The 17,413-nt window shown below is 68.7% G+C and carries 17 protein-coding genes; 9 read left to right on the top strand and 8 right to left on the bottom strand.

The genetic code is table 11. The features are described 5' to 3' along the window. Positions 1 to 67: 67 nt before the first annotated feature. Entirely contained in the window at positions 68 to 1,780 is a 1,713-nt protein-coding gene (locus JI752_RS03250) for an alkaline phosphatase (protein ID WP_216959112.1), read from the bottom strand. A 143-nt stretch (positions 1,781 to 1,923) separates the two neighbouring features. Here JI752_RS03250 and JI752_RS03245 point away from each other — a divergent pair, with 143 nt between their 5' ends. Both JI752_RS03245 and JI752_RS03240 read left to right on the top strand, forming a co-directional pair. Further along, on the top strand, positions 1,924 to 3,222 hold the full coding sequence (locus tag JI752_RS03245; protein ID WP_216959109.1) for a dicarboxylate/amino acid:cation symporter: 1,299 nt from the start codon (positions 1,924 to 1,926) through the stop codon (positions 3,220 to 3,222). Beyond that, complete coding sequence (locus tag JI752_RS03240; RefSeq protein WP_216959106.1) at positions 3,222 to 3,653, top strand: GNAT family N-acetyltransferase; 432 nt, start codon at positions 3,222 to 3,224, stop codon at positions 3,651 to 3,653. Before JI752_RS03245 ends, JI752_RS03240 begins: the two co-directional genes overlap by 1 nt. Before the next feature lie 81 nt (positions 3,654 to 3,734). Here JI752_RS03240 and JI752_RS03235 read toward each other — a convergent pair whose 3' ends face one another. From JI752_RS03235 to JI752_RS03225, 3 genes are all read right to left on the bottom strand, one after another. Continuing rightward, positions 3,735 to 4,223 carry an 8-oxo-dGTP diphosphatase gene (locus JI752_RS03235; RefSeq protein WP_216959103.1) on the bottom strand — a complete coding sequence of 163 codons (489 nt, stop codon included), beginning with the start codon at positions 4,221 to 4,223 and terminating at the stop codon, positions 3,735 to 3,737. Beyond that, complete coding sequence (bla, locus tag JI752_RS03230) at positions 4,223 to 5,101, bottom strand: subclass B3 metallo-beta-lactamase (RefSeq protein ID WP_216959101.1); 879 nt, start codon at positions 5,099 to 5,101, stop codon at positions 4,223 to 4,225. The genes JI752_RS03235 and bla overlap by 1 nt, the downstream gene beginning before the upstream one ends. A 100-nt stretch (positions 5,102 to 5,201) precedes the next feature. Further along, positions 5,202 to 5,627: a hypothetical protein gene (locus JI752_RS03225; protein WP_216959098.1), complete on the bottom strand. Its 426-nt coding sequence runs from the start codon at positions 5,625 to 5,627 to the stop codon at positions 5,202 to 5,204. Between the two features lie 142 nt (positions 5,628 to 5,769). Between JI752_RS03225 and JI752_RS03220 the strand changes: the two genes are divergently transcribed. Together JI752_RS03220 and JI752_RS03215 are read left to right on the top strand one after the other, a co-directional pair. After that, the gene (locus JI752_RS03220; protein WP_216959095.1) at positions 5,770 to 6,375 is read left to right on the top strand and encodes an NAD(P)H-dependent oxidoreductase; all 606 of its coding nucleotides are present in this window, start codon (positions 5,770 to 5,772) and stop codon (positions 6,373 to 6,375) included. Further along, positions 6,372 to 6,872 carry an acyl-CoA thioesterase gene (locus JI752_RS03215; protein WP_216959092.1) on the top strand — a complete coding sequence of 167 codons (501 nt, stop codon included), beginning with the start codon at positions 6,372 to 6,374 and terminating at the stop codon, positions 6,870 to 6,872. The genes JI752_RS03220 and JI752_RS03215 overlap by 4 nt, the downstream gene beginning before the upstream one ends. A gap of 60 nt (positions 6,873 to 6,932) precedes the next feature. Here JI752_RS03215 and JI752_RS03210 read toward each other — a convergent pair whose 3' ends face one another. Next, positions 6,933 to 7,613 carry a C40 family peptidase gene (locus tag JI752_RS03210; RefSeq protein ID WP_216959089.1) on the bottom strand — a complete coding sequence of 227 codons (681 nt, stop codon included), beginning with the start codon at positions 7,611 to 7,613 and terminating at the stop codon, positions 6,933 to 6,935. Positions 7,614 to 7,759: 146 nt separating this feature from the next. Then, on the bottom strand, positions 7,760 to 8,242 hold the full coding sequence (locus tag JI752_RS03205; protein ID WP_254200330.1) for a C40 family peptidase: 483 nt from the start codon (positions 8,240 to 8,242) through the stop codon (positions 7,760 to 7,762). A gap of 166 nt (positions 8,243 to 8,408) precedes the next feature. On the opposite strand from JI752_RS03205, the gene JI752_RS03200 reads away from it, so the two are divergent. The 5 genes from JI752_RS03200 to hutG all read left to right on the top strand — a co-directional run bounded on the left by JI752_RS03200 (position 8,409) and on the right by hutG (position 13,830). After that, positions 8,409 to 8,888, top strand: coding sequence for a peptidylprolyl isomerase (locus tag JI752_RS03200; protein ID WP_216959086.1), 480 nt, complete (start codon positions 8,409 to 8,411; stop codon positions 8,886 to 8,888). Positions 8,889 to 9,106: 218 nt separating this feature from the next. Further along, on the top strand, positions 9,107 to 10,369 hold the full coding sequence (locus JI752_RS03195; RefSeq protein WP_216959084.1) for a DUF418 domain-containing protein: 1,263 nt from the start codon (positions 9,107 to 9,109) through the stop codon (positions 10,367 to 10,369). Positions 10,370 to 10,378: 9 nt separating this feature from the next. Further along, positions 10,379 to 11,635 (top strand): FAD-dependent oxidoreductase, encoded by a 1,257-nt coding sequence (locus JI752_RS03190; protein ID WP_216959080.1) that lies wholly within the window; start codon positions 10,379 to 10,381, stop codon positions 11,633 to 11,635. Next, positions 11,632 to 12,996, top strand: a complete 1,365-nt coding sequence (gene gorA, locus JI752_RS03185) for a glutathione-disulfide reductase (protein ID WP_216959077.1) — start codon at positions 11,632 to 11,634, stop codon at positions 12,994 to 12,996. The genes JI752_RS03190 and gorA overlap by 4 nt, the downstream gene beginning before the upstream one ends. A gap of 36 nt (positions 12,997 to 13,032) precedes the next feature. Then, the gene (gene hutG / locus JI752_RS03180; protein WP_216959074.1) at positions 13,033 to 13,830 is read left to right on the top strand and encodes an N-formylglutamate deformylase; all 798 of its coding nucleotides are present in this window, start codon (positions 13,033 to 13,035) and stop codon (positions 13,828 to 13,830) included. Between the two features lie 40 nt (positions 13,831 to 13,870). Here the strand turns inward: hutG and JI752_RS03175 are convergent, their stop codons facing one another. Continuing rightward, on the bottom strand, positions 13,871 to 15,478 hold the full coding sequence (locus tag JI752_RS03175) for a PQQ-binding-like beta-propeller repeat protein (RefSeq protein WP_216959071.1): 1,608 nt from the start codon (positions 15,476 to 15,478) through the stop codon (positions 13,871 to 13,873). Positions 15,479 to 15,739: 261 nt separating this feature from the next. Further along, positions 15,740 to 17,410 (bottom strand): PQQ-binding-like beta-propeller repeat protein, encoded by a 1,671-nt coding sequence (locus JI752_RS03170; RefSeq protein WP_216959068.1) that lies wholly within the window; start codon positions 17,408 to 17,410, stop codon positions 15,740 to 15,742. Positions 17,411 to 17,413 lie beyond the last annotated feature (3 nt).

Below are 17,413 nucleotides of genomic sequence, written 5' to 3'. Positions count from 1 at the left end.
CGCGAGGATTCGCCGCCGTCGCCCCACGCTTGCACTCACGCCCATGCCCACTTACCCCCGCGCCGCCTTACCCCCGAGCCGCGCGGAACTTATCCGGATCCGGCAACGTCACCGGCACGCCGTTGTCGTCGCAGTCGCCGGCCTTGCACAGCTCGCCACGCAATGCGGGCATGGACTGCAGGAGGAAGTGGAAGATCGTGTTCTGCTCGACATTGCCGCGCACCGCGTCGCTGCCCGGGCCGTGCGCCCAGATGCCGACGTCGTCACCGCCATGCGATTCGGCCGCGGTGGGCACCAGCGCTTCCTGCAGGTAGTCGGGGTCCTGCGTGTCGACGTTGCGCAGGTCGGGGCGGCCGTTCTTCGGGATCTGCACGCCGCTCACGGTGTGCAGGAAACGCTTCGGGCCTTCCGGCTGCTGTGCGCTGGCGCCGATGTAGCCGGGACCGTTGCTGTAGCTCAGCGTGGTGTAGGGCAGGCCGAGCTGGTCCAGCGCGTAGCTGCCGTTGCCGTCGTCCTCGCCGCTGCTGCCGCGCACCTTGTCCAGGATCGGATTGCCGCGCTTGGGATAGCCGACGAAGCTCAGCGTGTGCGAGTGGTCGGCCGTGACCAGGATCAGCGTGTCCTGCGCCGACGTCGCATCCACCGCCGCCTGCACCGCTTCGCTCAGCGCGATGGTGTCGGTGAGTGCGCGGTACGCGTTGCCGTAATGGTGCGCGTGGTCGATGCGGCCGCCTTCGACCAGCAGCACGAAGCCCTTGTCATTCTGCTTCAGACGCGCGATCGCCGCGCGCGTCATCTCCGCCAGCGTGGGCTCGCCCGCGCCGTCGCGCGGACGGTCCTGCGAGAACTGCATGTGGTCGGGTTCGAACAGACCCAGCAGCGGGCCGTGCGCCGGCGCGTCGGCGAGCTGCTGCGCGTTCCAGACGTAGGTGCCTTCGGGATGGCGCTGCTTCCACTGGGCGATGAGGTCGCGGCCGTCCAGTCGCTCGCCAACCTTGTCGTCGTACTCCGGGTCGCGCTCGGACACGGGCATGAAGTTCTTCCGACCGCCGCCCATCAACACGTCGGGACCGTGGCCGTAAGGGGTTTCGACCAGCTGGCGGGCGATGTCGACGCAGCCGTCGGCGCGCGCCTCGTCGCTGAGTTCGGTGTCGTTCTCCCAGTTGCGCTCGGGCGTGTGGGTGAAGGTCGCGCCCGGCGTGGCGTGCGTGACGCGCGTGGTGGTGACCACGCCGGTGGCGAAGCCGCGGCTGGCGGCCAGTTCCCACAGCGTGAGCACCGGCGCCTTCAACGCCTGCGCGCAATCCTTGCGCGGCGCCTGCTGGCCGATGCTGAGCACGCCTGCGCGCGTCTTCACGCCGGTCGCCATGGCGCTCATCGTGCCGGCCGAATCGGGCGTCTGCGAATCGGTGTTGTAGGTGCGGCTCAGCGCGGTGGACGGGAAGTTCTCCCAACTCAGCCGGTTCTCTTCGCCCGGGCCGCCCTTGCGCTGGCCGTCGAGGATGCGCGCGGCGGCGACGGTGGTCAGGCTCATGCCATCGCCGACGAACAGGATCACGTTCTTCGCGCGGCCCGACATCGCGCCACGCGCGGCCGCCTGCGCGGCGCCGTCGCGGAACCACCACTGCGGCGTTTCGCCGGCGGGGTGGCGGATCGACGGGACCTCGACCTCCAGCGCGGTCGGCTTTGCCGGATCGGGCGATGCGCCGCCGGTGCTGGCGCAGGCGCAGGCCAGCAGGGTGGTGGCGAAGGCGAGGACGGTGCAGGGCGTTCGGGACATTCGGGAGGCGTCGTCGGAAGGCAATGCGCGATTATGAGGCGCGTTATTGCAGCTCTGGGACACCGGCGTTGCATTCACGGGGTCGCCACCCCAAATGTCGTGGGCTATCGTGCAAAGTCGCCCGTTTGTGTAAAGAGGTCCTGATGAAGGTGGTGTCCGCCTGGTTGCGAATTCCGTTCTGGCAGCGCGTGCTGGCGGGCTTCGTATTGGGCGCGCTGGCGGGCTGGGCGTTCGGGCATTCGGCCGAGGTCTGGTTCGGTCCGCTCGGCACCATCTACGTCACCCTGATCAAGATGGTCGCCGTGCCGCTGGTGTTCTTCGCGGTGATGAACGCCATCGGCAGCCTGCACGGGCAGAAGTCGGTGGCCGCGCTGGGCGGGCGCACCTTCCTCTGGTTCGCGATCACCGCCGCGCTCGCGGTCGGCGTGGGGCTGGCGATCGGCTGGCTGCTGCAGCCCGGCCGCGGTCTGACCGGGCTCACCGTCGCGCCCGACTACAGCGTGCGCGAGCTGCCTTCGCCGCTCCAGGTGCTGCTTGACGTGGTGCCGGCCAATCCGTTCAAGGCGCTGAGCGAGGGCAAGATCCTGCAGGTGATCGTGTTCGCCGGGCTGGTCGGTTTCGCGCTGGTGAAACTGGGCGAACGCGTCGCCGGCCTGCGCAAGCTGGTGGGCGAGGCGAGCGACACGATGGTGCAGGTCACGCGATTCGTGCTGGAGATGACCCCGCTGGGCACGTTCGGCCTGATCGCCTCGCTGGTCGGCGCATACGGTTTCGAGAAGCTGCTGCCGCTGGGCACGTTCGTGTTCGCGCTGTACCTGGCGTGCGCGATCCACATCGTGTTCGTCTACGGCAGCCTGCTGGCGGTGCACGGGCTCAATCCGCTGAAGTTCTTCCGCGGCGCGGCGCCGGGCATGCAGGTGGCCTTCGTGGCCTCGTCGAGTTTCGCGGCGATGCCGGCGGCGATCCGCTCGGTCACGCACAACCTGGGCGTGGACAAGGACTACGCCGCCTTCGCCGTGCCGCTGGGCGCGAGCATCAAGATGGACGGCTGCGGCGCGATCTATCCCGCGCTGACCTCGATGTTCGTCGCGCAGTACTTCGGCCTGCACCTGGAGCCGAGCCAGTACATCACCATCCTCATCGCCTCGGTGCTCGGCAGTTTCGGCACCGCCGGCGTGCCGGGCACGGCGATCGTGATGGTCACGCTGGTGCTGTCGGCGGCGGGTCTGCCGCTGGAAGGCATCGGTTATCTGGTCGCCATCGATCGCGTACTCGACATGATGCGCACGATGACCAACGTGACCGGCCAGATGGTGGTGCCGGTGCTGGTGGCGAAGGAATCGGGCCTGCTCGACCGCGACGTGTACGAAGCCGCCTCGAGCAACCTCGGCATCGCCGAAGGCGAGAAGGCCGAAGTGCGCGGCGCGCGGGACGCCGGCTGATGGACGCGGCGCAGGTGGAACTGGTCGAACGGTTCCCCGGCGCGGAGGATTACTGCCGCCTGCGCGCGCAGGCGGGCATGGCGACACGGACCATCGAGGCCGCAAGGCTTGGCCTGCCGCACACGCTCTACGGCGTGAGCCTGCTCGACGAAGGCCTGGTGGTCGGCATGGGTCGCGTCATCGGCGACGGCGGTTGCTTCTTCATCGTGGTCGATATCGCCGTCGTGCCCGAGTATCAGGGGCACGGGCTGGGTCGGCGCATCATGGCCGCGCTCAACGACTGGCTGCGTGCGAACGCGCCGGTGTCTGCGGTGGTGTCGCTGGTGGCCGATGGGGATGCGAAATTCCTGTATGCGAAGTACGGCTTCGTCGAGACGCCGTATTCGATCAACATGGAATATCAGGTCGAGAACGGGAACGCAGCGACCTGAGCGATTGCCGCTCCGACACCCTCACCCCACCCCCTCTCTGCAGAGCTGAGAAGGTGCCGGCAGGCGGATGAGGGCAGGGCGCTAGATCCGCGAATACGCCCACGACTTCATGCGCCCATCGCGATACGGCATCACGCCGTGGAACGCGCGCGGGTCGTCGTCGAACACCAGCGGCAGGAAGTTGCGGTCGCCTTCCCACATCGGCAGCTCGTCCAGGCGCTCGATCGGCACCCATTCCAGCGTGCCTTCCGGGTTGCTCGCGTGCGGCGTGCCGCTGAAGCGCGTGATGACGAACACGAAGCCCAGCCAGTCCTCGCCGTGCTTGCCGAAGCCGGGCCAGCTGATCGTGCCGCGCAGCTGCATCGCTTCGCACTCGATGCCGGCTTCCTCGAGGATCTCGCGGCGCATGCCGGCCACGACGTCCTCGTCGCGTTCGATCTTGCCACCCAGGCCGTTGTACTTGCCGAGCTGGTGGTCGTCCGGTCGTGCGTTGCGATGGACCATCAGCACTTCGCGGCCGTCGGGCGAGAGCACGTAGCCGAGCGTGGCCACGATGGGCATGTACGGCATCAGCGTGCGTCCTTCGCGGCGGCGCGCTGCTCGCGCAGCGTCTTGTCGAACGCGTTTTCGGCGCGGTCCGCGTATGCGCGACAGGTGAGCGTGGTCGGCGCGGTGGACTCGCCCAGCTTCCAGCCCGAGGCGTCCGGATGCGGTGTCATCAGAAGGTCGCAGGGCAGCGTGCGGACTTCGGCAAACGCGCGGCGGTAGTCGTCGACAATGCGCGGCTGGCGGGCGTTGCCGACCAGTTGGTAGCCCGGCGCGCTGAGGCTGTCGACATAGGCGATGCGCAGCGGCTTGCCGTTCTTCGTGTCGGTCCAGGTCCAGCTCGTGCTGCCCGGCGTGTGGCCGGGCGTGAAGTGTGCGGTGAACGCGACGCCGCCCAGTTCCACGACTTCGCCGTCCATCACGATGCGGTCGGCATTCGCCGGCGGAAACAGCACGTCGTCGCCGAAGTGCAGGTCGTCGAAGCCGCCGCGTTGCAGCAGCACGGCCGATTCGGCATTGGCGACCAGGCGCGCGCCGGTCGCGCGCTGGATCGCGGCGGTGGGGCCGGCGTGGTCGATGTGCGCGTGGCTGAGCAGGATCAGCTTGAGATCCTTTGGTGCGACGCCGAGTGCGCGCATGTTCGCCAGCAGCATGTCCGCCGCCTGCGGCAGTCCGCCGTCGATGAGGACGGCGCCGGCGTCGGTTTTGATCAGCACCGCGCCCAATCCTTCGGTGCCGATGTAGGACGTGCGATCGGCCAACGCGAATGGCGCGATCGGACGGCGCCAGGAATCGCGTGATTTATAGGCTTTGGCTTCCGGCAGCAGCGGTTCTGCGGCGTACGTCAGGGAAGGGAAGGCGAGGGCAGTCAGCAGGACGAGAGGCGCAGCGAACGGGCTCATGGAAGCGGGGCGCATGGATGCGTCGAGGTGTCGCGAAGGGGGAGCGCACAGTGTAAGCCGCTCCCGCGAGGCCGCACGCGTTCTCAGGCGTCGCTTCGCATCACGGCACGCGCGGCAACGTCGAGCGCCGGTACACCAGGCGCGTGGCGAGCAGCGCGACCGGGATCGGCAGGAGCAGGCCCGCGACCGACAACCAGGTCGGATGCGGCACTTTCATGATCATCCCCACCACGCCGGAGAGCACCACCAGCGCGACCAGCAGCGCGGCGGCGGTCTGGTGGCGGGCGATCTTCGCCGCCGCGAGCGCGCCGATGAACGTGCCCAGCAGCCAGGCCACCAGCACCGTCAGCTTGGCCGCGAACGGCATGCCCGCGATGAAGGCGGCGAAGGCCGCCTCGTTGGCCGGATCGGTGGGATCCAGCCCCGCCGGCGGCGGCCAGAAACGGTGACCGAGCATTTCGACTGCCGCGATGACCGCGATCGCCAGCACCACGCCGACCAGCATCCCCAGGATCGTGCGTCCCATCGCGGCGTCTCCCGTCCGTCGCTTCGTTGGCGGCGAGGATCGCGCGCAAGCGGGCCGGGAGCAAGCGCGCCCGCCGCAACGTGCCCGCCGCAAGCACGGGTCGCCGCGCATAATCGAACGCCCCCATGCGATGGAGCCCGCGATGTCCGACCACCCGCCCCGCCTGCTCGCCTTCGCCGGCAGCCTGCGCCAGGGCTCGTACAACCGGCGCCTGGTGCACGTGCTGGCCGAAGGCGCGCGCCGGGCCGGCGCGCAGGTCACGCTGATCGAACTGCGCGACTACCCGCTGCCGATCTACGACGGCGACATCGAGGCCAGCGGCGTCCCCGATGCCGTGCGCGCGCTGCAATCGCTGATGGGGCGTCACGACGGCCTGCTGATCAGCACGCCGGAGTACAACGGCTCGATGCCCGCGCTGGTGAAGAACACGCTGGACTGGATCTCGCGGCCGACCGAATCGGGTCGCACGGGCGTGTCGTTGTTCCAGGACAAGGTGGCGGGAATCGTCTCCGCCTCGCCCGGTCCGCTGGGCGGATTGCGTTCATTGCTGGTGCTGCGCGATGCGCTGGCCAAGCTCGGCCTGCTGGTGGTGCCGCAGCAGGTGGCGGTGGGGCAGGCGGCGGACAAGCTGCCCGATTACGGCGTCCTCACCGACGACCGGCTGCGTGCCGGCGTGCACAACGTCGGTGCGGCAGTGGTGCGCCATGCAGGCGCGAACGTGAACAACCCGACGGGAGCAGTGGCATGAGCGGACGTCAGCGTGAACTCAACCTGCGGTTCCTCGCCGAGCCGACCGACGTTAACTACGGCGGCAAGGTCCACGGCGGCATGGTGATGAAATGGATCGACCAGGCCGGCTACGCCGCAGCGGTCGGCTGGAGCGGCCGCTACAGCGTGACGGTCGCGGTGGGCGGCATCCGCTTCGTCGCCCCGATCCGCATCTCCGATCTGGTGACCGTGCACACCAAGCTGGTCCACACCGGCACATCGAGCATGCACTTCGCCATCGACGTGAAGGCGCGCGACCCGATGGAAGGGCCGGAGCAGGAGCGCCTGTGCACCCACTGCATCATCGTCTTCGTCGCGCTGGACGCGGTGGAGGGCAAGCCCACGCCCGTGCCGGCCTGGACGCCGGTCAACGACGACGACAAGCGCCTGGCCGAGTACGCGCTCAAGGTGATGGAGCTGAGCAAGGGCATCGAGCAGACCGTCGAACGGCTGGCCGCGGTGAACGACGCCGCCTGATACGGCCCAAGAAAAAGGCCGCCCCAGGGGCGGCCTTCGTGAATTCGGTAGCGGGAAGCGTCAGATGCCTTCGATCCGGCGCGCTTCCATGAACTTCTGGCTCCAGTAGCCGGTTTCCAGGCTGGAGACCTGGACGTCCTTGCCACGGCTGGGGGCATGGACGAAGCGGCCTTCGCCGACGTAGATGCCGACGTGGTCCACCCGGCCGCGGCGGCCGAAGAACACCAGGTCGCCCTCGTTGAGCTTGGCGCGATCGGCGATCAGCTCGCCGCTCTTGGCCATCTCGCGCGAAACGCGCGGCAGTTCGATGCCCAGGGCGTTGCGGAACACGTAGCCGACCAGGCCGCTGCAGTCGAAACCCTTGTCGGGGTCGCTGCCGCCCCAGCGGTAGGGCGTGCCCAGCAGCGCCATGGCGCGCGTCAGGACGGTCTTGATCTTGCTCTGCTTCTCGGCCGGCAGCTGCGCCACCGGATCGTTCGCCGAGGCGGTGGGCGCCAGCAGGCGGTTCAGGTCCGTCGCCAGGAGCAGGGCGCGATCGGACAGGTTCATCGATTCCGGCAGCGCGGTATGAGCGACGGGTGCCGGGCCGTCGGCGGAATCGCCGGCCAGGGACGAGGACGGCATCTGTTGCGCGATAGCCGGAGCGGCCAGCAGGGCCAGTGCCGCAGCGAGCGCGAACCGGGCGGAATGCCGGTTGCGGCTGGTCGGGGCGAGGTTGGCGCCTGGGGTCGAATGGGGCATCACGCAGTCATCACACATCGAGTCGCCGGGGATGATGCCTGTCTAAGCGACGAATGTCGTTCGTATTTCGTAAATTTTTCGTTACGTGAATTCGCGCCAGGTCACAAATCGTGCCAGCGGCTTCACTGGCCGATCACCGGGAAGCCTCAGCGCAGGACCCGTTTGGCGCCCGTGTAGTGGTCGCGCCAGTAGCTGCCGTCCAGGTGGTCCAGGCGGACCGTACCGCCGGTGCTGGGGGCGTGGACGAAGCGACCTTCGCCGACGTAGATGCCCACATGGCTGACGTTGCCGCTCTGGCCGAAGAAGACCAGGTCACCCGCGGCGAGGCGGTCGGGCACGATTTTGGGGCCCTGGAAGGCCGCCAGGTCGCGCGAGGTCCGCGGCAGGCTCAGCGCCAGCGTGTCGCGGTAGACGTAGTTGACCAGCCCGCTGCAGTCGAAGCCGCTCTCGGGCGTGTTGCCGCCGTACCGGTAGGGCGTGCCGACCAGGCTGATCGCCCGCATCAGGACCGCATTGGCCGCGGCCGGATTTTCCGGCGCCACGACCGGCCAGGCGCGCTGCGCCGGCGGTGGGGCGCGGCGCACGGTCTCGCGCCCGCCGCCGCATCCGGCCAGAGCGGCCACGACCAGGGCCAATAGAAAGAAGGAGACGCCGCGTGCTGGCGCGGGAAAGAGCTTGCCGGGATAATGCCGAGCTTTCGTCACGGCCGGTACTTTGGCCGTTCATGTCGTCGACGGCAAGCCTGCCGCCGCACCCGTGCCGCCGCCGTCGCGGCCAACAGCCGAGTTCCATTCCATGAAGATCGAGAAAGACCGCGTCGTCCTCTTCCACTACACCGTTTCCGAAGTCGGCCAGGAGCCGCTGGAAACCTCCGAGGGCCGCGAGCCGCTGGCGATCCTGATCGGCCACGGCAACATCATTCCGGGCCTGGAGAAGGCGATGGAAGGTCGCGAGGCCGGTGAGAAGTTCGAAGTCGACGTGGTCGCCGCCGAAGCCTACGGCGAGCGCCGCGAGGGCCTGACCCAGCGCGTGCCGAAGAAGCACTTCAAGGGCGCCCGCCTGGAGCCGGGCATGCAGGCCGTGCTGCCGACCAATTTCGGTCCGCGCGCCGTCACCATCCAGAAGGTCGGCATGAGCGTGGTCGACGTCGACCTCAACCACCCGATGGCCGGCAAGGACCTGCACTTCGCCATCGAGATCACCGACGTGCGCGAAGCCTCGGCGGAAGAGATCGAGCACGGCCACGTGCACGGCGAAGGCGGCCACCAGCACTGAGCCTTCGCTCACCGCGACACCCGACGGCCCGCGCAAGCGGGCCGTCTGCGTTTGCGGCGGCATGATCCGTGGCGGCGCTCTGCGACGCGGTGGATTCCGACACGACGCCGCGTGCAGTTCCCAATGCCCAGCGGAGATTCGACGCAGGATCCAGCGAAAGCCGCATGCTCTAATCGCAAAGCGACGGGGGACGGCATGCGGGTGAGAGCGGGATGGGAATGACGCATTCGCGGGATGCAGCGGTCGCGCCGACGCCGGCGCCGGATCGGTTGCGGTCGCTGGACGTGCTGCGCGGGCTGGCGCTGCTCGGCATCGGCCTGATGAACGTGGAGTACTTCAGCCGCCCGCTGCCCGACATGGGCGCGGGCATCGATCCCGCGCAGGCGCCGCTCGACCACGCGCTGTCGTGGCTGGTCTATGTGTTCGTGCAGGGCAAGTTCTGGGTGCTGTTCGCGCTGCTGTTCGGCATGGGCTTCGCGCTGATGGACGAACGTGCGCGCACGGCCGGTCGCAATTTCCGCCCGCTGTACCTGCGCAGGTCGATCGGACTGATGGTGATCGGACTGGTGCACGCGCTGCTGATCTGGGCCGGCGACATCCTGGTGAGCTACGCCATCGGCGCGTTCGCCCTGCTCTGGTTCCGCGACGCCGAACCCGAACGCCAGGGGCGCTGGGGGGCGGCGTTGTACGGACTGCCGGCGCTGTCGCTGCTGCTGATGGGCGGACTGATGCATGGGCTGGGGCCGGCTGCGTCGCCGGGCGACGAGCCGGGCCAGGCCGCGCGTCTGGCCAACGAACAGGCATGGCGCGCCGCCGAGATCGCCGCGTACTCGGCCGGCTCGTGGTGGGACGCGACCCAGATGCGCGCGCGGTACTTGCTTCACAACCTGGACGAGACGCTGGTGTTCCAGGCCTTCGCGGTCGGCATGTTCCTGCTTGGCGCATGGCTGCTGCGCAGCGGCGCGATCGCCAGCCCCGCTGCGCATGCGCGGCTGCATCGCGGCCTGCGCTGGGTCGCGTTCCCCGCGGGCGTGGCGATGGCGCTGGTGAGCGCGTCGATCACCGTGACGTTCGACTGGGAAGGCGATGGCGCCCGCTCGATGATCGCGGCGTCGCTGATGCTGCTCGCCTCGCCGCTGATGAGCCTGGGCTACCTGGCATGGACGATCCGCGCGCTGGCCACCGCCACCGGCGCTCGCCTCCTCGGCGTGGTGGCACCGGCCGGCCGCATGGCGCTGACGAACTATCTGTTGCAGTCCGTGATCGGCACGCTGGTGTTCTACGGCTACGGTCTGGGCCTGTGGGAACAGGTGCCGCGCCGCTGGCAGTTGCTCGGGGTGGTGGTCGTGTTCGCATTGCAGGTACTGGCCAGTCGCTGGTGGCTGGCGCGCTTCCGCTTCGGGCCCGTGGAATGGCTGTGGCGGGCTTGCACCTATGGGCGATTTCCACCGATGCGGCCCGCGGCCGCCCTCAGCCTCTAAACTCGCCTCATGGAACAGCGCGAAGATGTAGTGATCGTCGGCGCAGGCGTGATCGGTCTGGCCAGCGCCCTGGCTCTGCTGGAGAGCGGACGCAGTGTCCGCGTGATCGACGCCGGCCGCGTCGGCGGCGGAAGTTCGCACGGCAACTGCGGCACCATCACGCCCAGCCACGCGCCACCGCTGGCCGCGCCGGGCGTGGTGCTGCGCGCGCTGCGCTGGATGCTCACGCCTGACGCACCGCTTTACGTCGCCCCCCGGTTCGATCCGCGGCTGTGGTCGTGGTTGCTGCGCTTCGCGGGACGGTGCAACGATCGCGACTGGCGCAGCAGCGCACGCGCGAAGTCGGCCATCCTCAACGATTCGCGCGAGCGCCTGGCCGACTGGGTTCGCGACTACCGCCTCGCCTGCGAGTTCGCCCCCTCGGGCGAGGATTACGTCTTCCGCGATGAGCACGAATTCCAGCACGCCCAGGAAGAGATCGATTTCCTGCGCGAACTGGGCGTGCGCGTGGACGTGGTCGATGGCGGCACCTACGAGCGCATGGAACCCGCGCTCAAGCCCGGTGTCGCAGGCGCGATCCGCTTCGACGGCGACGCCGTCCTGCGTCCGGATCGCTACGTCGGCGAACTCGCACGCGTGGTGCGCGAACGCGGCGGTACCGTCGTGGAGCATTGCGCCTTCACCGGCGTGCGCGAGGAAGGCGAGGGCGTGCGCGTATCGACCGCGCAGGGCGACGTGATGGCGCGCGAGATGGTCATGGCGCTGGGCGCATGGTCGCCCAAGCTGGCCGATGCGATCGGCGCGCCGGCACTGAAGGGCGCGATCCAGCCGGGCAAGGGTTACTCGATCACGTACTCCAGCCCCTCACGCGTGCCGCGCCGGCCGCTGGTGCTGCGCGAACGCCAGGTCTGCGTGACCGCCTGGGACAGCGGGTTCCGCCTGGGCAGCACCATGGAATTCAGCGGTTATGACGATTCGCTCAATCCGCGACGGCTCGCCGCGCTCGAACGCGGCGCCGCCGAATACCTGCACGAACCCTATGGGGCGCAGAAGCACGAACAATGGTTCGGCTGGAGGCCGATGAGCTGCGACGACGTCCCCATCATCGGCCGCGTGCCGGGCAACCCGCGCGTGATCGCTGCCACCGGGCACGGCATGATGGGCGTGAGCATGAGCGCGGCGACGGGCCAGCTGGTCGCCGACCTCATCGCCGGACGCACGCCGGCGATCGATCCTTCGCCCTACGCACTCGAGCGCCTGGAATGAACGCGCACGCCAGCGGCTTCGACCTGATCGTCATCGGCGGTGGTTCCGGTGGCCTGGCCGGCGCGTTTCGCGCGGCCGAGCACGGCGCGCGTGTCGCGCTGCTGGAGCCGCACCTGCTCGGCGGCACCTGCGTCAATGTCGGCTGCGTGCCGAAGAAGGCGATGTGGCTGGCGGCCGAAGTCGCCGGTCGCCTGCGCCTGGCGCACACGCTCGGCTTCGACGTCGGGCCGGCGGATGCCTGCACGCTGGACTGGCCGGAGTTCATCGTCCACCGCGAGCGTTACATCGCCGGCATCCATGCCAGTTACCGACGCCGTCTCGATGCGGCCGGGATCATGGTGGTCCCCAGTTTCGGGCGCTTCGTCGACGCGCGCACGGTGGAATGCGAGAACGGCACGCTGCTGCGCGGCCAGCGCATCCTCATCGCCACCGGCGGAAGGCCGCAGCGACCGGAGATCCCCGGCGCCGACCTGGCCGCGGTGTCCGACGATTTCTTCCAGTGGCGCGCCGCGCCGGAGCGCGTGGCGGTGGTCGGCGCGGGCTACATCGCGGTGGAGCTCGCCGGTCTGCTGCAGGGGCTGGGCAGTCGCGTCGAACTGTTCGGGCGCGGACAACGGTTGCTGGCCGGCTTCGATCAGGAACTGGCCGAGCAGCTCGCCGAGGATTACCGGCAATCCGGCCTGCGCCTGCATTTCGGCCATTCGGTCTCCGCGCTGGAGAAGGACGGTGCGCGCACGCGCGTGCGCTGCGAAGACGGCTCGCTCAGCGAGGCGTTCGACGCCGTGCTGTTCGCCATCGGCCGCCGCCCCAACAGCGAGCGGCTGCAGCTGGAACGCGCCGGCGTGGTCACCGAGGCGGGCGGCCAGGTCGCGGTGGACGAGCGCCACGCGACCAATGTCGACGGCATCTACGCCGTCGGCGACATCACCTCGAATGCGCAGCTGACGCCGGTCGCCATCGCCGCCGCGCGCCGGTTGATGGATCGCCTGTACGGCGGTGCCACCGCGCTGCTCGACGCACGAAACATCCCGACCGTGGTGTTCTCGCATCCGCCGCTGGCGCAGGTGGGCTTGACCGAAATGGAGGCGCGCGCGCTGCACGGCGACGCGGTGCAGGTCTTCCGCGCCGGCTTCCGGCCGATGCTCGCCGCGCTGGCCGACATCCCGCAGCGCAGCCTGTTCAAACTGGTGTGCGTGGACGCCGAACGCCGGGTGGTTGGCATCCACCTGCTGGGCGAGGCGGCGGACGAAATACTGCAGGGCTTTGCCGTCGCGCTGCGGCGCGGCATCACCCTGGACGATCTGCGCGACACCGTCGCGATCCACCCGACCAGCGCCGAGGAAGTGGTGCTGATGCGTTGAGCATGCCGCGCAACGCCAGCAATCGAGCACGACACGATGAACGTTCCACACGACTCCGACATCTTCACCCTGCATCGCGGCACCGCGCCGCTGCTGGTGAGCCTGCCGCACGACGGCAGCCACATTCCCGACGAACTGGCAGCGCGCATGGTGCCCTCGGCGCGTCGCGCGCCGGACACGGACTGGCACGTATCGGTGCTGTACGATTTCGCGCGCGAGCTGGGCGCGTCGGTCATCGTGCCGCGCCATTCGCGCTACGTGGTCGATCTGAACCGCCCGCCGGACGACACCTCGCTGTACCCCGGCCAGAACACGACCGGCCTGTGCCCGGCGGTGCAGTTCACGGGCGAAGCGGTTTATCTCGACGGCCAGGCGCCGGACGAAGCCGAGGTCGCACAGCGCGTGGAGCGCTACTGGCGCCCGTACCACGATGCGCTGGCCGGCGAGATCGAACGCATCCGCGCGCAGCACGGCCGTGTCGTGTTGTGGGAAGGCCATTCGATCCGCGGCAGCGACCTGCCGTTCCTGTTCGAAGGACGGCTGCCGGACCTCAACCTGGGCACGTCGAGCGGCGCGAGTTGCTCGCCGGCGCTGCAGCAGCGGCTCGAAGCCGTGCTGTCGGGTCAGATCGACTACGACCACGTCGTCAACGGCCGTTTCAAGGGCGGCTACATCACGCGCCACTACGGCCAGCCCGCGCGTGGCGTGGAGGCCGTGCAGTTGGAGATCAGCCAGCGCAACTACATGGACGAGGACACGTTCGCCTACGAGTCCGGCAAGGCGACGGTGCTGCAGGCCCTATTGCGTCGCTTGCTGGCGGCGACGCTGGCCTGAACAACGGGCGCTGTCCCGTAAGGGCAGCGCCCCACGCATATCAGCGCAGGCGGAATGCCACGATCTTTTCCGGCGTTCGCAGGTTTGGCTTGTCTGCCAGCAGGTACATCATGCGGTTGGCAGAGATGACGACATAGCCACTGGCCGGATACTGCCACACGACCTGGCGCGTGCTGAGGTCGATGGCCCATGTCCAGGCTGAGTAGGCGCCAGAGGTGCTCGCGAACAGCAGGTTGTCGGTCGCGACGAGGTTGCCGGCGACATTGGTCTGGCTCGGGGCGGGCGGTATCCAATTCCACATCACGTTGCCCGTACTCTCGTCGATGGCATGCACCAGGGGCATCGAGATCGCTTCGCGGTAGGCGTACACCATGTCTTTGCCGACGGCGAGTGGGGTCGTGTACGAGTCCACCGTCGACCACGCCCATTGCCGGCTTGCAATGTCGAAGCTGGTGAGTTTGGCGGTGTGGGTCGCGCCGTGCCAGGAGCGGACGATCACATTGCCCTGCGAGCCCAGCATCGGAGCGGTGGGGCCGGGAACGAACGCCCCATCCGAGGCGGGGTCCGTGATCAGGGCATACCGGGAGCCGAAGCCACGGTCGAGGATCTCCAACTCGGAGCCCGTGTGGTAGTAGACATGGGCGCCGTCCACGGCCAGCGTGGTGGTCTGCATCCCGATACGCGGGCGCGACCAGTCGAGCGCGCCGGTGTGGAGGTCGATGCTGCGTATTTCGTTGCCCGTGTCACCGCCCATGAAGAACGCCTTGCGGTCGTAAAACGATGGCACCAGCGTGGACGCGTTCGCCGTGGACTGTCCGTGCGTGAAGCGCTTCTTTCCGAGCGCCGCATCAAGCACGGTGAGCATGGCGCTGCTGTCGAGTGCGGGTTGCACGACGCGGCCGCGAGCCGCGCCGGGCGCAAGTGCATGTCCCTCCACCGGAAAGGACCACTTCACCTTCCCGGTCGCCTCGTCCAGCGCAAACAGGGTGTGGCCGTACTGGCTGCGGTCGTTGGTCAAGTTGAAGCCGGTGACGAATACCGTGCCGACGATGGTGGCCGGTCGGGTGAGCATGGCCTGGCGTGCCGCGGCGTCCTTCGGGAACGTCCATTCCCAGGCCTCCTCGATGCGCGTCGGGTCGATCGTGATCGGAACATAGCTGCGGTGCGTGCCGTCGCGCCCCATCGTCTCCCATTCGCCGATGTCGGAGAACAGCACGCGGTAGTCCAGCTTGCCCGCCACGCCCGTGTACGGCGTGGCGCAGTTCGCGTCGCCGCAGGCGGTGAACGAGAGTGTGCCGGATCGCTCCACGACCGAGTGGGACGCCGGGACTTCCAGCAGGATCTGGAACGTGCCGCCAGGTGCGGCCTGCGGTGCCGGCATCTTGTATGTGGTGGCGCCGGCGTCGTCGGTGACTTTCACGTAGACGGCGCCGTTGCCCAGGTTGCGCCCGGTCCAGGTGCCTTCCACCGTCACCGTGTTGATGTACCCGAGGGGCAAGGTTTCCAGGATCGGTGGCGTCGTCAGCGCGATATCGACGCTGGCTAGCGTTCCCGTGGGCGGCGTGCCGCCCGGGCTGGGCTGGCCGTTGTTGGCGCCGCCGTCATTTCCGCCGCCGCCACCACCGCCGCCGCAACCGACCAGCGACACGATGACGCACGTCGCACCCAATGCATGCCTCAACTTCACCCGTTCCCCCTTGTGTCCATAAGTGATGCACAGCCGGCTTCATGCTCGGACGGTTCGACGAGGGGCCCCCGGCCCCGATACCGCGTTACCGCTCGTCCAACTTCATCGATGCAGCCTGCATTGCGGCCGCAGGCGATGCGGCCTTTACCGATTCGCGCAGACCGCACGATGCACCACGGGCGGCACGGATCATGCGCGCGGCGCCCGGGGCGGGTAGGGCGTTCATTGCACCCGGAATGCACGCAGCAGTTCGGGCGGACGGCCATTGCCCGGACCCGTCAGCACGAAGATCGTGCGGCCGCCGGACATGATCACGTAGCCACCGCCCGGATAGCGCCAGGCCGGCAGGCGGGTGGCGCGATCGATCGCCCAGACGTAGCTGTCGCCGCCATTGCCCTCGGTGCTGATGAACACCAGGTTCCGCGTCAGCATGATGTTGCCCGTCGTACGCACCTGGGCGTCGATGGCCTGCGGGCTCCACGACCAGCTCACCGTGCCGGTGGCTTCGTCGATCGCATCGAGCGTAGGCACCGGCGCACCTTCGCGGTACGCGTAGACCATGCCGTCGGACACCGCGAAGCTGCGGTACGAGGCGGAGGTCGACCACTCCCAGCGCCGGCCGTCGAGGTTGAAGCTCGACAGCGGATGCGCACCGGTCGCGCTGTTGTACGAAACGGCGATCGCATTGCCGCGCGAACCCAGGGCGACGATGGAACGCGCAAACGCGCTGCTGGCGCCGTCGGAACTGGGATCGTTGATCGTGCCGCGCGGCGCGCCGGTCAGGATGTCCACGATTTCGATCTTGTTTCCGCTCTGGTAGATCACCTCGCCCGTGCGCACCGTCGGCGTGCCCGCCTGCAGGTTGGTGGTGCGCGGGCGCGACCAGCGCAGTGTGCCGCTGACGTTATCGATCGAGTGGAGTTCCGATCCGTTCGGGCCGGCGTTGTAAAAGCTGAGGTTGGCGTAGCTGGTAGGCGCCAGCGTCTGCGTGCCCGTGCCTGCGCCCGATCCGATGGAGTACTTCACGGCGCCGGTGTGCGGGTCGAAGGACGTCAGCAGGGTGGGGCTGTTGAGCGTCTGCAGGAAGACCTGCCCGACCCCGGTGGCGGGTGCCTGCGCATACGTCCCCGACGGAATCGCATAGGACCAGCGCGTCTTGCCGCTGTGCTCATGGATCGAGTACAGCGCGGCCTCCTGCGGGCCGCTGGGACGGTTATAGCCGGCGAGCACGGCCACGCCGTCGCCGTCGGTGGCCGGACGCGTGATGAAGGTGTCGAGCACGGCGCCCGTGGGGGGCGGCGGACGCCAATCCCAGATCAGGTTCAGGCGGGTGGTGTCGATGGTCGTGGGCACGAAGCCGGCATGCGTGGCATCGCGCTGGATCGTCTCCCATTCGCCCAGCGTCCAGATGTCGAGGCTGTAGGCCACGCTGACCGGCGGGCCGTACATGCTGGTGCACTGGGCGTCGCGGCAGGCGGTGAACTCGATCTGGCCGGAGTAGTCGCTGGGCATCAGCTCGCCCTTCGGCCCGAGCGCGAACTTGAACGGTTGGTTCGGCGTCACCGGTTGCGTCGCCGGCATGGCGAGGGTGTTGTTCGTGTCGCGCAGACGCAGGTAGATGCTCTCGCCCGGGGCGAGGTTGGTGGCCGCCACCGTGCCCTCGGCCATCGTGGTGAACGAGACGCCGGTGTAGTCGTTGTGCACGATCGGCCCCTTGGGCGTGATCGTCACCGTCGCCGTGGAAGGGGTCGGCGTCGGTGCGGGCGGCGGGACGCTCTGATTGCCGCCGCCCCCGCCACCACCGCCACCACAGGCGGCCACCGAGAAGGCGACGGCCAGCGTCGCCAGGATTCGTCCATTTCTCTTATGCACAAGCTCCCCCTTGTGTTCCATGAG

Origin of the sequence: Lysobacter sp. MMG2 (assembly GCF_016735495.2) — a bacterium.
Taxonomy (GTDB): Bacteria; Pseudomonadota; Gammaproteobacteria; order Xanthomonadales; family Xanthomonadaceae; genus Lysobacter_J.
The sequence above is the reverse complement of the archived record's forward strand: the minus strand, read 5'-3'. Positions and strand labels throughout refer to the sequence as shown.

Coding starts and splice junctions, on each gene's coding strand:
- JI752_RS03240 (WP_216959106.1), top strand. CDS start 3,222: ATGGACGCGGCGCAGGTGGAACTGGTCGAACGGTTCCCCGGCGCGGAG.
- JI752_RS03210 (WP_216959089.1), bottom strand. CDS start 7,613: ATGCCCCATTCGACCCCAGGCGCCAACCTCGCCCCGACCAGCCGCAAC.
- bla (WP_216959101.1), bottom strand. CDS start 5,101: ATGAGCCCGTTCGCTGCGCCTCTCGTCCTGCTGACTGCCCTCGCCTTC.
- JI752_RS03235 (WP_216959103.1), bottom strand. CDS start 4,223: ATGCCGTACATGCCCATCGTGGCCACGCTCGGCTACGTGCTCTCGCCC.
- JI752_RS03215 (WP_216959092.1), top strand. CDS start 6,372: ATGAGCGGACGTCAGCGTGAACTCAACCTGCGGTTCCTCGCCGAGCCG.
- JI752_RS03225 (WP_216959098.1), bottom strand. CDS start 5,627: ATGGGACGCACGATCCTGGGGATGCTGGTCGGCGTGGTGCTGGCGATC.
- JI752_RS03245 (WP_216959109.1), top strand. CDS start 1,924: ATGAAGGTGGTGTCCGCCTGGTTGCGAATTCCGTTCTGGCAGCGCGTG.
- JI752_RS03190 (WP_216959080.1), top strand. CDS start 10,379: ATGGAACAGCGCGAAGATGTAGTGATCGTCGGCGCAGGCGTGATCGGT.
- JI752_RS03195 (WP_216959084.1), top strand. CDS start 9,107: ATGACGCATTCGCGGGATGCAGCGGTCGCGCCGACGCCGGCGCCGGAT.
- gorA (WP_216959077.1), top strand. CDS start 11,632: ATGAACGCGCACGCCAGCGGCTTCGACCTGATCGTCATCGGCGGTGGT.
- JI752_RS03200 (WP_216959086.1), top strand. CDS start 8,409: ATGAAGATCGAGAAAGACCGCGTCGTCCTCTTCCACTACACCGTTTCC.
- JI752_RS03170 (WP_216959068.1), bottom strand. CDS start 17,410: ATGGAACACAAGGGGGAGCTTGTGCATAAGAGAAATGGACGAATCCTG.
- hutG (WP_216959074.1), top strand. CDS start 13,033: ATGAACGTTCCACACGACTCCGACATCTTCACCCTGCATCGCGGCACC.
- JI752_RS03220 (WP_216959095.1), top strand. CDS start 5,770: ATGTCCGACCACCCGCCCCGCCTGCTCGCCTTCGCCGGCAGCCTGCGC.
- JI752_RS03250 (WP_216959112.1), bottom strand. CDS start 1,780: ATGTCCCGAACGCCCTGCACCGTCCTCGCCTTCGCCACCACCCTGCTG.